This is a genomic window from Polyangium sp. 15x6 (assembly GCF_029960785.1).
Lineage (GTDB): Bacteria > Myxococcota_A > Polyangia > Polyangiales > Polyangiaceae > Polyangium.
In genome coordinates this window covers 19,949-34,193 of record NZ_JASBQE010000028.1, presented here as the reverse complement: position 1 = coordinate 34,193, position 14,245 = coordinate 19,949, and the positions used below count along the sequence as shown (strand labels likewise).

9 protein-coding genes are annotated in these 14,245 nt (G+C 71.8%); 6 read left to right on the top strand and 3 right to left on the bottom strand.

Features of this window, described 5'->3' with window-relative positions:
• The first annotated feature begins 91 nt into the window (after positions 1-91).
• Entirely contained in the window at positions 92-871 is a 780-nt protein-coding gene (locus QHF83_RS21605) for an alpha/beta fold hydrolase (RefSeq protein ID WP_282419782.1), read from the top strand.
• On the opposite strand, the gene QHF83_RS21600 is transcribed toward QHF83_RS21605, so the two are convergent.
• Both QHF83_RS21600 and QHF83_RS21595 read right to left on the bottom strand, forming a co-directional pair.
• Positions 856-1,296, bottom strand: a complete 441-nt coding sequence (locus tag QHF83_RS21600; protein WP_282419781.1) for a FixH family protein — start codon at positions 1,294-1,296, stop codon at positions 856-858. The two genes, QHF83_RS21605 and QHF83_RS21600, sit on opposite strands and share 16 nt — an antisense overlap.
• On the bottom strand, positions 1,289-2,275 hold the full coding sequence (locus QHF83_RS21595; RefSeq protein ID WP_282419780.1) for a hypothetical protein: 987 nt from the start codon (positions 2,273-2,275) through the stop codon (positions 1,289-1,291). Before QHF83_RS21595 ends, QHF83_RS21600 begins: the two co-directional genes overlap by 8 nt.
• A gap of 70 nt (positions 2,276-2,345) precedes the next feature.
• Between QHF83_RS21595 and QHF83_RS21590 the strand changes: the two genes are divergently transcribed.
• The 3 genes from QHF83_RS21590 to QHF83_RS21580 all read left to right on the top strand — a co-directional run bounded on the left by QHF83_RS21590 (position 2,346) and on the right by QHF83_RS21580 (position 8,172).
• Complete coding sequence (locus QHF83_RS21590) at positions 2,346-3,641, top strand: HAMP domain-containing sensor histidine kinase (protein ID WP_282419779.1); 1,296 nt, start codon at positions 2,346-2,348, stop codon at positions 3,639-3,641.
• Positions 3,638-4,177 (top strand): response regulator, encoded by a 540-nt coding sequence (locus tag QHF83_RS21585; protein ID WP_282419778.1) that lies wholly within the window; start codon positions 3,638-3,640, stop codon positions 4,175-4,177. The genes QHF83_RS21590 and QHF83_RS21585 overlap by 4 nt, the downstream gene beginning before the upstream one ends.
• Positions 4,178-4,269: 92 nt before the next feature.
• Entirely contained in the window at positions 4,270-8,172 is a 3,903-nt protein-coding gene (locus tag QHF83_RS21580; protein ID WP_282419777.1) for a serine/threonine-protein kinase, read from the top strand.
• Between the two features lie 55 nt (positions 8,173-8,227).
• Here QHF83_RS21580 and QHF83_RS21575 read toward each other — a convergent pair whose 3' ends face one another.
• Entirely contained in the window at positions 8,228-9,133 is a 906-nt protein-coding gene (locus tag QHF83_RS21575) for a DMT family transporter (RefSeq protein ID WP_282419776.1), read from the bottom strand.
• Positions 9,134-9,238: 105 nt separating this feature from the next.
• On the opposite strand from QHF83_RS21575, the gene QHF83_RS21570 reads away from it, so the two are divergent.
• The gene (locus QHF83_RS21570; protein ID WP_282419775.1) at positions 9,239-13,174 is read left to right on the top strand and encodes a serine/threonine-protein kinase; all 3,936 of its coding nucleotides are present in this window, start codon (positions 9,239-9,241) and stop codon (positions 13,172-13,174) included.
• A 63-nt stretch (positions 13,175-13,237) separates the two neighbouring features.
• Positions 13,238-14,236 carry a hypothetical protein gene (locus tag QHF83_RS21565; protein WP_282419774.1) on the top strand — a complete coding sequence of 333 codons (999 nt, stop codon included), beginning with the start codon at positions 13,238-13,240 and terminating at the stop codon, positions 14,234-14,236.
• Positions 14,237-14,245: the final 9 nt, after the last annotated feature.

The following is a 14,245-nucleotide window of genomic DNA, read 5'->3' as shown; positions in this document are numbered from 1 at the left end:
GGCCCGGTGAGGCTACGGACACGCGCGCGGGCCGTCAACACGGCGGGCTTGACCTCCGCGGGCCTTCGTGATGCCTAACGCTCACGAACCCATGGCTCAGACCCCGCCTCCGTCCCCTGCCCTCGTCAGCGTCCCCGCCAAAGAAGTGCCCGCGCTTCGCCTCTTCGCCTTTCCGCACGCGGGGAGCGGCGCATTCCCCTACCGCGCGCTCGCCGCGGGTTTGCCTCCCTGGGTCGAGCTCCACGCCGTGCAACTCCCCGGCCGCGAGTCGCTCTTCTCGGTGACGCCCTACCGGTCGATGCCCCCGCTCGTGGAGGCGCTCGTCCCCGTGCTCGCGCCGAAGCTCGACCTCCCGTTCGTGTTTTTCGGGCACAGCTTCGGCGGCCACGTCGCATTCGCGATGGCGCGGTCACTCCGCGCGCGAGGCGCCGCGACGCCCCGGGCCCTCGTCGTCTCCAGCAGCCGCGCGCCGCACCTGCCGCTCGGACGCATGCCCCTGCACGACCTGCCGAGGCCGCGCCTCATCGAGGAGCTCCGTCGTTATGGCGGCACGCCCGAAGCCGTCCTGTCGAACGCCGAGCTCATGGATCTCTTCCTGCCGCCGCTCTGCGCCGACCTCCGGATTTACGAGACGAACACCTTCGAGCCCGAAGCGCCGCTCGCGCTCCCGATCACGGCGTTCGGCGGGCGACAGGATCTTTCGACGCGCGCCGAGCAAATCGAGCCGTGGCGCGAGCACACGAGCGCGGCCTTCACCTCGCGGATGTTCGAGGGCGGCCATTTTTATCTGTTCGAGCAATCGAAGCCGGTGTTCCTGGAGGCGCTGCGCCAGGTGTTCGTGGATTGCCGAGGGGCTCAGGGGACGTCGTAATAGAAATGGACCTCATCGGTCGTGCCCTGGTGCTCGACCTTCACGTGGACGTCCCAGCGTCCCGGCATGGAGAGCGCGAGGCCTCGCACGGCATAGGCGCCGGCGCCCGCCTCCTCGATCGCGGGCGCGTCCGTCGCCTCGTGCCCCATCGCCGGCATGATCGCCGTCACTTCGATCGAAGCCCCCTCGATCACCGCGCCGGTCGCGGCGTCGTGCAGGGTCAATCGCAGATCGTTCTCGCCCTGCACGATCGGCGCCTCGGGGACGAGCGTGAATTCGAGCGCGCCGCGCAGGCCGATCGACTCCTGGTCCGGGCTCCCCGAGGTCCCCTCCGCGCCGCCGCACGCGGCGAGCGACGAGAAGGCGATCGCGCAAAGGAGCATCCTCGAAAAACGGGCGCGGGAGATGCGGTTCGTCTCATTCATAACGCGGAAATGATCTCCGTAGGCCGATGGCGAACGCCACGGCGGATGGTTCGTTCTTGCCGAGCGAGGGGACCGGCAGGTCCACCTCGAGCGAAGCGAGCGCCGTGAAGCGCTCGGTGATGTCGTAGCCGGCAAACAAAAGCGCAGCCGTGCGTCGCCGATCCGCGTCGGGCGTGGTCACGCCGCCGATGGAAGGCGCCGATTCGCGCTCGTGCACGAGCCCCGCCGAGAGCGACCACCCCGAGGAGAACACCGGCCCCGCCGCCGCGACGAACCGCGCCCGCGGGCCGAGCCCGATCCGCTCGCCACGCGCGCCCGTCATCGGCGTACGAAAGCCGATCGACGCGCTGAAGACGGCCGTGGCCTCGCCCGCCCAGTTTTTCTCGACGAACACGCCCGGACGAACCTCGGCCGCGCCGAGGCCCGTGGCGTCCGTGGCGAGCGGGTCCTTCGCGTCCGTCGCGGATCGGCCCGTCGGGAGGCCGACGCCGGCCGTGAGAGCGATCGCGGGCCAGGCGCTCGTCGTGGTGAGCGGGACGAGGTCGAAGCGCGCCGAGAACGCGAGGTCGCCGAAGCCGCCGCCGACGAACGTATCATCGCGCGAGCTTCGGACGTTGAGGAGGACCGGCGCCACGAGGCCGAGCTGCAGGCGCGGCACCGGCGCGAACAAAACGCCGAGCTCGGCGCGGCCCTCGGCGTCGAGGGTGCCGGGCGGCGCGAGCGTGAAGCCGCCCGCGTGTCCGTGCGAGCCGAACCGATCGGAGAAACGAAACGAGAGCCCGACCGCCGCGCGCTCGAGCGGGCCGAGCCGCTGGCCGAGGCCGTGTCCGCTGCCGCAACAAGCGGACGCCGAGGCATCACGGGAGGCCAGAAGAAGCACACAGCCAAGCAGGGCCGAGGCGAAGGTCTTGCAGGCGCCGAGCACGGGTGCATCCATGGAGCCGCGCGGCCCGAAGATCCATGAGACACGTTGTCGCATGACGTCCGAACGGTCCGGTGCGACGATCGGACGCACCCCGGCGCGCCTCGCGGTTGCTACGCTCGCGCCCATGTCCGGCGCACCCCTGGGCCTGCCCGCGGCCCACGAGGAAGACGACGCGATCGGGATCGTCGAGCGAGGCCTGTCCGGGCTGCGCATCGCGATCTCCGTCCTCTTGCTCGCGACGCTGCCCTTCAGCGAGCACATCCTCGGCTTTCACGTCCGCTACGAGATCGCCGTGCCCGCGACGCTGCTCGTCGCCGCGGCGAACGCGCTCGTGGCTTCGCGCGCGGGAAGGGGCCGTCCGCCGCCGTCGCCGCGCGCGCTCGCGGCCGGGCTCGCGCTCGACCTCGCCGGCATCTTCGTGGTCCTCGCGTGCTCGGGCGGCGCGGCGAACCCGTGGAGCGCGCTCTTTTTGATCCACGTCGCGCTCGCGGCCGCGGTCTTGCCGCTCGGCACGACGCTCGCGCTCTCGGGCTTCGCCGCGTGCCTCTTCCTCGCGCTCTTCAGCGTGCCGTCCGGGGCCTGCTGTCCGAGCCACCCGGAGAACGGGGCCTTCTCGACGCACCTCTACGGGATGTGGTTCGCCTTCGCGATCTCCGCGGGGATCATCGCCACGTTCGTCACGCACGTGCGCGGCGCGCTCGCCGCGCGCGGCCGCGAGATCGCGCGCTTGCGCCGCGAGGCCGAGGCGAACGCGCGGTTCCGCGCGCTCGCGACGCTCGCGGCAGGCACCGCGCACGAGCTCAACACGCCGCTCGGGACGATCGCCGTGCTCGCGTACGAGATCGGCGACGGCTGCGAGCCCGACGCGGCGAAGCGGCACGGCGCGGCGATCGGCGCGCAGGTCGAGCGATGCCGGCAGGTGATCACGCGCCTGTCCGCGGGCAGCACGCGCAGCGCCGAGGGCGAACACGCGAGCATCACGGACGCCGCGACGCGCGCGGTCGCGGCTTGGCGGGCGGCGCACCCGGACGCGAAGGTCACGATTTCGATGTCGTGTGATCCAGGCGCGCGCGTGGGTTTGTCCGCGGCCGAAGTGGAGGGCGCGCTCGGGGCCTTGCTCGACAATGCGCTCTTCGCGTGCCGAGCCGGGTCGGTGACGGCGCCGATCGGCGTGCACGTGCGGCGCGAGGGCGAGCGGATCCTCGTGGCGGTGGAGGACGAAGGCACGGGCGTGCCCGCGGATCTCTGCGAGCGTCTCGGCGAGCCGTTCTTGACGACGAAGGAGCCCGGCGAGGGAATGGGCCTCGGGCTCTGGCTCGTGCGGCGCGTCGTGGAGATCGCCGGAGGGACGCTCGATATCGGGCCGCGCGAGCCGCGGGGGACGCGCGTGACGATCCGGCTCGCGGAGGCGCGGGCGTGACGGCGGCCGAGGGAAAACCCACGCTGCTCGTGGTGGACGACGACGCCGCGTTCCGGGCCGCGCTCGGGGAAGCCCTCGAACGCCGGGGTTTTTCGGTGTCGCTCGCCGAGGGGCCCGCGGCGGCGCTCGCGCTCGCCGAGCGGCAGGTCTTCGAATATGCGCTCGTCGACGTGCGAATGCCGGGCGGCAGCGGGATCGACCTCGTGCGATCGCTAAGGGCCCTCGACGAGGGGACACGAATCGTGGTGCTCACCGGATACGGCACGATCGCGAATGCGGTGGAGGCGATGCGCGCGGGGGCATTCGATTACCTGACGAAGCCCGTGAACGCGGCCGCGTGCGAGCGGGCCCTCGCCGGTCGTCCGTCCGCGGAGGGCGCGCCGGACGACGTGCCCTCGCTCGATCGTGTGGAGTGGGAGTATCTGCACCGGGTGCTCGGCGATTGCGGCGGCAATATCTCGGAGGCCGCGCGACGACTGCGGATGCACCGGCGTTCGCTCCAGCGCAAGATTGCGAAAATGCCGCCGGCGCGCTGAGCGAGGCAATCACGCGTCGAGGGATGCCCGGGGCGGCGCGCGCTTCCGGGTTTGCAAGGCCCTCGCGCTGCAAGTAGACTGATTCGTTAAGGATGAGGGAAGGTACGGTTTTCGCCGAGCGGTACGAGATCCTGCATCTTGCAGGGACCGGCGGCATGGCCGAAGTGCATCAGGCGCGGGATCGGCAGAGCATGACGCCGGTCGCGCTGAAGCTCGTCTCCGAGGCGAGCCCCGTGGACGACGCGCGTTTCGACCGCGAGATCGAGGCGCTCGGATCGCTCGATCACCCGGGCATCGTCCGCTACCTCGGGCACGGCACGCTCGTGAACGGGACGCGCTACCTCGTGATGGAATGGCTCGACGGCGAGGAGCTCGCGCGCACGCTCGCGCGCGGGCGGCTGTCGGTGGAGGACACCGTCGCCCTCGCGCGCAAGGTCGCCGAGGCGCTCGCCGCGGCCCACGAAAAACTCATCGTCCATCGCGATCTCAAGCCCGAGAATGTCTTTCTCGTGAACGGCCGGCCCGACCAGCCGAAGCTGCTCGACTTCGGCATCGCCAAGCTCGGGCGACGCACGCGCATCACGGGGACCGACAGCATCGTCGGCACGCCGGGCTTCATGGCGCCCGAGCAGGTGCGCGGCGAGGCCGAGGTGGACGCGCGCGCCGACGTGTTCGCCCTCGGCTGTCTTCTTTTCGAATGCCTCGCGGGCGCGCCCGCGTTCCCGGGCGATCACCTGCACGCGATCCTCGCGAAGGTGCTCTTCGCCGAGCCGCCGTCCCTCGCGGAGCTCCGGCCGGAAATTCCGTATGAACTCGAAACGCTCGTGATGCGCATGCTCGCGAAGGACCCGGCGGACAGGCCTCGCGACGGACGCGCCGTGGTGGAGGAGCTCCAGCTTCTGGAGAGCGGCGCGGCCACGGTGCGCGCCGTCACGCCGCTCTCGCTCCGCCCGCCCTCGCTCACGAGCACCGAGCGCCGGCCCGTCGCGGCGCTGCTCATCGGGCGCTCGAAAAACTCGCTGCCTCCGCCGGCGTTCGGCCGATCGTTCGAGAGCCGCGAGCGTCGCGCCTCGGAGCTCGATCGATCGCTGCAAGCCGAGGCCGAGGCGCGCGGGGTGCCGTGCGAGATCCTCCGCGATGGCTCGCTCGCGCTCTGGACCGCGGGCGCGGGCGCGAAGGACCTCGCGGCGCGGGCGGCGCGCATCGCGATGGAGCTCCGGTCGATCGGCGGCGGGCGGCCGTTCGCTCTCGCGGTCGGATGGGGCTCGCTCGCGGGGCCGAGCCCGCTCGGGGACGCGATCGACAGGGCGGCGCACGCGCTCGCGGAGCATCGCGGCGCAAGCTACGAGGAGTGCCCGATCGCGCTCGACGAGCTCACGGCGGGCCTGCTCGACGCGCGCTTCGAGGTGCGAAAGGATGGCACGGGCTTCTCGCTACACGGCGAGCGTCCGGCGCTGCTCGGCACGCGCACGCTGCTCGGCAACCCCACGCCTTGCGTGGGCCGGGAACGCGAGCTGCGCACGCTCGCGGGCCTGTTCGAGGACTGCATCGAGGAGCCGGCCGCGCAGGCCGCGCTCGTGACGGCGGCCGCGGGCCTCGGCAAATCCAGGCTCGCGCAGGAGTTCGTGCAGATCGCGCTGCGCGAGGCGCCGCTCGCGAACGCGTGGGTCTCGGGCGGCGACGCGCGCCGGGCGGGATCTGCATTCCGGCTCGTGTCGCCGGCGCTCTGCACCGCGCTCGGCATCGCGGCCGGCGATGGGCCGAACGTGCGCCGTGACAAACTTCTCGAGCGGGTGTCGGCGCGCTTCTCGGGGGCGGAGGCGAAACGCGTGGCGCGGTTCCTCGGCGAGATCGTGGACGCGCCGTTCCCGGACGAGGACGACCTGCCGCTCCGCGCCGCGCGCGCGGACGTGCAGCTCATGATCGACCAGATCCGCGCGGCGTTCCTCGATTTCCTCGGGGCCGAGTGCGACGCGGCGCCCGTGCTCCTGGTGCTCGAGGATCTGCAATGGGGCGACCTGCCGAGCGTGCGGCTCGTGGACGCGGCGCTGCGCACGCTCTCCGACAAACCCTTTTTCGTCCTCGCCACGGCGCGGCCCGACGTGCGGGAGCGATTCCCGCGGCTCTGGGAGGGGCGCCGATTGCAGGAGATCAGCCTCACGGAGCTCGGCAAGCGGGCGAGCGAGAAGCTCGTGCGGGGGGCGCTCGGCGAGAGCGCGCCGCAAGAGGTCGTCGAGCGGATCGTCCAGCGCGCGCAGGGAAATGCGTTTTACCTGGAAGAGCTGATCCGCGCCGCGGCGGAGGGGCGGGACGCGGAGCTGCCGGAGACGGTGGTGGCGATGGTGCAATCGCGCCTGGCCTCGCTCGACGACGAGGATCGGCGGCTGCTCCGCGCGGCCAGTGTATTCGGGGACGTGTTCTGGGCCGGCGGCGCGCGGGCGCTGCTCGGCGAAGCCGTCGGCAAGAATGCCGTCCGCGAGCGGCTCGTGGCGCTCGAAGAGCGGGAGCTCGTGTCGTTCCGCGGGCAAAGTCGGCTCCCCGGCGAGGAAGAGATCGCGTTCCTGCACGCGCTCGTGCGCGAGGGCGCCTATACGATGCTGACCGAGGAGGACCGCGAGCTCGGGCACAGGCTCGCGGGGGCGTGGCTCGAATCCCACGGCGAGACGGACCCGCTCGTCCTCGCGACCCATTTCGAGCGAGGCCAGAAGCCGAGCCGCGCCGTGCGCCACCTTCTGCGCGCGGCCGAGCAGGCGCATCGCGCCGGCGACGACGAGGACGCCGTCCGCCGCGCCGAGCGCGCCCTCGCCCTCGGCCCCGACCCCGAGACGGAAATCGGGCTGCTCGGCATCGTGTCCGAGGCGCGCATGTGGCAAAACCACCTCGAAGAGGCGGCGACGCACGGCGCGCGGCTCACGCGCAGGGCCCCGCCCGGCAGCGCGCCCTGGGTGCGCGGCGCGCTGGCGCAATTCACGTACGCCCTCCGCATGAAGCACGTCGACGAGTCGATCGCGCTGCTCGACGCGATCGCCACGATCGAGCCCGCGCCCGAGGTCCTCGGCACCGTCGCGCTCGCGCTCGCGATGGCCACGGTCCTGCTCCTGACGGAGGGGCGCATCGATATCGTCGAGCCCATTCAACGCAGGCTCGACGCGCTCGTCGCGCCCGCCGCCGATCGCGACCCGATGGCCCGGGCCTTCTGGCACCTCTCGTATCCGCGCTGGGAGGCGTGGATCAAGGAGGACCCCTGGCAGAGTTTGTCGCGGTCGCTCGCGGCGCTCCAGGCGTTCAACGAGGCCGGCTCGAGGCGGGGCGTGGTGCTCGCGCGGGTGTTCGTCGGGATGAACGAGTGGATGCTCGGGGCCAATGCGCGCGCGGCCGAGACGCTCCGGCCGGAGGCGCGGACCGACGAGGATTTCGCGATCGTGGCCTCGCTTCGCGCGCTCTTCCGGGTGCTCGCGCTCTCGGACGGAGGCCGGCTCGGCGAGGCGCGCGACGAGGCGATGCGGCTCTTCGCGGCGGCGAAGATGACGGGCAACGAGGCGGACGAGGCGCGCGGGCGCTGGGGGCTCGCCGAGGTGGCGCGGCGCGCGGGCAATCACGAGGAGGCGGCGCGGCACACGCGGGCGGCGATGGAACTCGGCGGGGTGCTTCCGCTCGATCGCGCCGCGGCGGGCGCGGTGCTCGCGCGGGCGTTGCTCTCGGAAGGGCGCGTGGACGAGGCGCTCGCGGCGGCGCGGGAGTCGCATGCGCGGTACGAGGCCGTGCGCGGATTCGGTTATCGTGGTGTGTTTTTACAGCTCGTGCTCGCCGAATGCCTCGACGCGGCGGGCGCGCGAGACGAGGCGCGTGCGACGCTCGCGGCGGCGCGCGATCGGCTCCTTCGGATGGCGGATCGGACGCCGGACCCGGCATATCGGCGGAGCTTCCTCGAAGACGTGCCCGAGAATGCGCGAACGCTGGAGCTCGCCCGGGTCTGGCTCGGCCCGGGCGCGTAGATCGGCTCAGGTTTTACCGCTGCGGGTCCAGAACGAAATCCCTCACCGCATTCCGTTACCGGATGCAGAGCAACGCGACGCCGCCGACGGCGACGAGCGCGCCGAGGATGGCGCGCAGGCTCACGTATTCCTTGTGGACCAGAATGACGGCCGGAATGAGGAGGACGGGGGTCGTCGCCATGATCGTGGCCGCGACGCCCGTCTCCGTGTGCTGAATCGAGAGGAGCGATAGCGATACGCCCACGAACGGGCCCGCAATCGCGCCGAGCGCCGCGAATCCGAGCGCCGTGCGGTCGCGGACCGCCACGGCCGTCCGGCCCCACCATTGGATGAACGTGAACAGGAAGGAAAAACCCACGATGCCCGCGATGATGCGAATTTGCGTCGCGGCGAACGGGTCGTAGGTCTTCATGCCGATCTTGCTCAGCACGAGGCCCACGGCCTGCCCGGCAGCGCCGCCCAATGCGAGCAGGACGCCTTTCCCCGATTCCCCTTTCGGCCCGGCGCCCGCGGTATTCGTAGGATCCGTTCGTTCGAGCACGACGACCGCGACGCCCACGAGCGTCACGATCATTCCGACGATACCGAGGTCCCCGATCCGTTCGCCGAGGACGAGCCACCCGAGGACGGCCGCGATCGGCGGGGCGAGCGACATGACGAGCATCGCGACGCGCGGGCCAATGAGCAAAAAAGCCCGAAAGAGGCACATGTCGCCGAAGACGAATCCGACGAGGCCACTCACGAAGAGCCAGCCCCACGCCTCCGCAGAGGCGTCGACGGGCAATGCAAGGCCACGACGACCGAAATTGTACACGCCGAGAAAAACGAACGCGAGGACGAGGCGGACGAGGTTGAGCGACAAGGAGCCCATGCGGCGTCCAGCGGCCGCGAACGCGAGGGAACTCGCGGTCCAGCAAAGGGCCGTGCCGAGGGCCGCGAGCTCTCCGAGAGGGATGGACATGGGAAAAGGGGCGCGCAAGATAGCCGGTCGCGACAGACTGGAAAAGAAGCTGCGCAGCCGAACTGCCTTCTCGAAGCCCACGCGTGACGTGCGATGATGCTGGAGATGCGGGTAGGAGTGTCGGTTGGCGAGCGCTTCGAGCTCGCGCGTCTCGCAGGCCAAGGCGGCATGGGCGCCGTCTTCGAGGCCCGCGACCGCGAGACCGGCGACAAGGTCGCGATCAAGATCATGAACGGCGCGAGCGTCGAGGAGCGCGCGCGGTTCGATCGCGAGGCGCGCGTGCTCGCCACGCTCTCGCATCCGGCCATCGTGCGATACCTCGGCTACGGCGAGCTCGACTCGGGCGAGCCGTACCTCGCGATGGAGTGGCTCTCGGGCGAGGGGCTCGACGCGCGCATCGCGCGAGAGCGGCTGAGCGTCGAGGAGACGATGGCGCTCGCCGAGCGCATGGCCGGCGCGCTCGCGCTCGCGCACCGGCACGGGATCGTCCACCGCGACATCAAGCCGAGCAACATCTTCCTGCGTGACGGCGACGTACGGCGCGCGATGCTGCTCGACTTCGGGATCGCGCGGCGCGCCTCGGACCCGAACGTCGTCACGAGGACGGGCGTGTTCATGGGGACGCCGGGCTACGTGGCGCCCGAGCAAGCGCGCGGGGATCGCGCGGTGAACGCACGGGCCGACGTGTTCGCCCTCGGATGCGTGCTGTTCGAGTGCCTCGCGGGCAAGCCCGCGTTCACCGGGCAGCACGTGGTGGCCGTGCTGGCGAAGGTGCTCTTCGAGGAGGTGCCGAAGGTCTCGGCGCTCCGGCCCGGCGTGCCGCCCGCGCTCGACATGCTCATCGCGCGGATGGTCGCGAAGCAGCCGGAAGAGCGGCTCGCCGACGGCGACGCGGTGGTGGGCGCACTCGCGCGCGTGGCGAACGACGAGATCACGAGCGAGCCGCCGCATACGCTGCGATCGAAGGGCGCCCTCGGCAGTGGGGAGCAGCGTCTCGTGAGCGTGATCCTGGTGTCCGCGCCGAAGGAGGTCCTGCCGCCCATCGATCCGCTGGGCATGACGATGGATTCGGCCGGCATCGCGCCTCTCGCGGCGCTGCGCGCGGTGGCGCGATCGTACGGGGCGCGCGTGGAGGCGCTGGCGGACGGGTCGGCGGCGCTCGTGCTGTCGGGCGCGGGGATGGCGACGGATCAGGCGGCGCAAGCCGCGCGGTGCGCGCTCGCGTTGCGGGCGATGGTGCCGGATGCGCCGTTGGTGCTCGTGACGGGGCGAGGGGTGCTGTCGCATGCGCTGCCCGTCGGGGAAGGCATCGATCGCGCGGCAAAGCTCTTGCGCGAGGAGGAGCGGCGCACGGCGAAGAGCGAGGATGCGGAGAGCGGCGCGCGTCGGCCGGTGCGCCTCGACGAACTGACGGCGGAGTTGCTCGAAGCGCGCTTCGTGATCGAGGGGAGCGAGGAGGTGCGGTCGCTCCTCGGCGAGGCGCAGGCGCAGGATGGATCGCGGCTCTTGCTCGGGCGTTTGACGCCGTGCGTGGGCCGCGAGCGTGAGCTCTCGACGTTGCTCGCGCTCTACGAGGAGTGCGCGAGCGAGCCCCAGGCGCGCGCGGTGCTCGTGACGGGCGTGGCCGGCATCGGCAAGTCGCGGATCCGGCACGAGCTCTTGCAGAAGCTCGCCGCGTCCGAGCCGCGCCCCGAGATCTGGCTCGCGCAGGGAGATCCGACGCGCACGGGCGCGCCCTTCGGGATGGCCGCCGAGCTCTTGCGGCGGGCTTCGTCGCTGCACGAGGAGGATCCGATCGAGGTGCGGCGGGAGAAGATCCGCGGCGCGGTGACGCGGCACCTCGGCGCGGACGCGGGGCGCGTGATGGAGCTCTACGGCGAGCTCGTGGGCGCGCCGTGGGCTGCCGAGGAGGCGAGCACGTTTCTGCGCGCGGCGCGGAAAGATCCCGTGCTCATGGGTGACCAGCTCCGCCGCGGCTTCGAGGACTTCGTGAGCGCGGCGAGCGCGGCGCGGCCCGTGGTGCTGGTGCTCGAGGATCTGCACTGGGCCGACACGCCGAGCGTGCAGCTCCTCGATGCAGCGCTCCGGCTCGCGCGCGAGCGCTCGCTGTTCGTCCTCGCGCTCGCGCGGCCCGACGTACACGAGCGGTTCCCGGGGCTCTGGGCGGATCGCGGCATGCAGGAGATCCGGCTCGGCGAGCTCTCGCGGCGCGCGAGCGAGCGGCTCGCGCGGCACGTGCTCGGCGACGACGCGCCGCCGTCGTTGCTCGCGCGTGTCGTGGCGCAGGCCGCGGGCAATCCGTTTTACCTGGAGGAGCTCTTGCGCGCGGTGGCCGAGGGCCAGGAGACCGCGCTGCCGAAGACGGTGCTCGCGATGCTGCAAGCGCGCCTCGAAGCGCTGCCGAGCGAGGCGCGCTGGCTGCTCCGCGCGGGCAGCGTCTTCGGCGAGACGTTCTGGACCGGCGGCGTGCGCGCGCTGCTCGGCGGCGAGAGCAGCGTCGTCGACGTGGGTCGCTGGATCGAGACGCTCGTCCACCGCGAGCTCCTCATGCGTCGCCGCGAGAGCCGTTTTCCCGGCGAGGAGGAGCTCGCGTTCCGGCACGACCTCCTGCGCGACGTCGCCTATGCGGCGCTGACGGAGGTCGATCGCGCGCTTGGCCACAGGCTCGCCGCGGAGTGGCTGGAAGTCGCGGGCGAGCGTGACGCGATGGTCCTCGCCGAGCACTGCGAGCGCGGCGAGGAGCGCGAGAAGGCCGCGGTGTGGTTCGTGCGCGCCTCGACGCAGGCCCTCAGCGCGAACGACTTCGAGGCGGTGCTCGAACGGACCGAGCGCGCCGAGGCGTGCGGCGCGGACGGCGGCCTGCTCGGCGAGGTACGACAAGCGCAGGCCGAGGCGCATTTCTACCGCGGTGAGCTCGCGGAGGCGGCGCGGCGCGCGCGCGAGGCGATGCAGCTCCTCTCGCCGGACAGCCCGCTCTGGTTCGGCGCGGCGAGCGCGGCGGCGTGGGCCGAGAGCTCGCGCGGCGAACGAAGGCAGCTCCTCGGGATCGCGGAGTCGATGCTCGAGCGCGCCGATCGCGAGGCCTCGCCGTTCACGCGCAGGCTCGCGGCGATGGGCTGGATCGCGCGGATGCTGCTGCGCTCCGGGCAGCGCAGCGCGGCCGAGACGCTCACCGAGCGGTTCCATCAAGCGCCCGAGTCCACGCGGGGCGAGCCGATCGTGCGGGCCGAGTGGGCGGCCGTCTCGGCGACGCGCGCGCTCGTCGAGGGAGACCTCGAACCGTCGTACGAGTTTTTCCTCGAAGCCGCGCGGTGCTTCGAGGCGGCCGAGGTCGACAGGTTCGGCATCTCGATGCGCATCTATGCGGCGCTCGTGCTCTGCGACCTCGGCGATCATGCGCGCGCCGAGGAGGAGCTCGCCACGCTCGTCGCGCGCGCCGAAGCGCAGTGCTTGCCGATGCTCGCGGCGAGCGCGCGCCACGGGCTCGCCGAGGCGCTCGCGGCGCGCGGGGCGCTCGCCGAGGCGCGCGCGCTGCTCGAAGACATCCTGGAGACGCTCACGAACGCCGGCCTCGTGCTCTCGGCGCACGACGTGCGGCAGTTCCTCGCGCTCGTGCTCGTGCGGCAGGGCGACAGCGAGGCCGCCGAGCGCGCCGCGATCGAGGCCGTGGCGCTCGTCGACGCGCCGCCGAACCGTCGCTGCTCGTACCTCGCGACGCTGGCGCGCGTGCTGCTCGCGTGCGGCCGCCCTGCGGAGGCGCTCTCGGCGGCGGAGGAGGCGATGCAGCTCCTCGAGCAGGTCGGCGCGCTCCTCTCGGACGAGCCGCTCGTGCGGCTCGTGTATGCCGAGGCGCTCGACGCGAACGGCCAGCACGAACGCGCGAAGGAAGCGCTCTCGGCCGCGCGCGCGCATCTCCTCGGCCGGGCCGAGAAGATCGGCGACCCGGCGCGCCGGACGCGCTTCCTGCGCGCCGTTCCGGACAATGCGCGCACGCTCGTGCTCGCGGAGGCATGGCTCGGTGCGTCACCGGGCGCGGCTTGACGTCCCCATCCAGTTGGGCATCCTCACGGAGGGACTTTTCTTCCTCAACGTTCGGGGTGGGTCATGGAACGACGTGATTTCCTGAAGGTGGGCGTGATCGGCGGCGCGGGGACGGCGGCCGCGGGGACCCTGGGTTGCGCGGGTGCGACAGGCGCGGCCGCGTCGCCGATCGCGGTGATGAGCCCGGAGGAAATGGACAGGTTCCTCGCGCGCCTCGATGGAGGCCTCGACGCGCTGAAGACCGGCGGAGGCCCCCTCACGTCGATGTATCCGAAGCTCGATGCTACGGATCCGAAGTATCAGAAGCAGGAGAAGCTCGTCCGCAAGACGCTCCGCTCGCTGCTCCTCGTGGGCTCGTTCAACGACCTGCCCGAGGAGGCGCGCGTGCATCCCGGCATGCAGGCGCGGATGTGGAACGGGATGGGCGAGATGGACGAAGCGATGCTCGGCATGACGAGCGAGCTCGAAGCTTTGACCCCCACCGAACGCGCGGACATCGGCCTCCGGATGCGCAAGGATCCGGGTCTCGGGATGCGGATCGTCGAGGCGATCGACGAGGACGCGGCCAAGACCGGAATTTCCATGGAGCGGCGGCTGCATTTGCGCTCGATTGCGACCGAGGCGTGCGCGCGCATGAAACAATCGACGCCGCTGCTCATCGATGAATACGTGACGAAGGTGAACAAGGTCGCGGCGCGGCCGGCGACGGCCGCGGAGTTCGAGCGCCGCCTCGTCGCGCAAATGGGCGAGGAGGCGTTTTTCCAGCTCCGGGAGCGCACGGAGATGCACGCGCGGCGCTGGAACGTGGCGAGCACCGATCCGACGAACGACGCGAATGGGCCTTATGCCCCCAAGTCGGACCCGCATCAACGCAGTAGCACGGTGCTCTCGGTGGGCGGCATTCTGCTCGGCGTCGGCGCGCTCGCGCTCCTGATCGGCGGCATCTGCGTCTCGGCCGGCATGGGCGGCGGCGTGTTCGCGATGACGGCCGGCGCGATCCTCGGCATCGCGGGGCTCATCACGCTCATCGTGGGCGCGATCATGCGGGCGGCCGAGGACTGATCTCGCCTC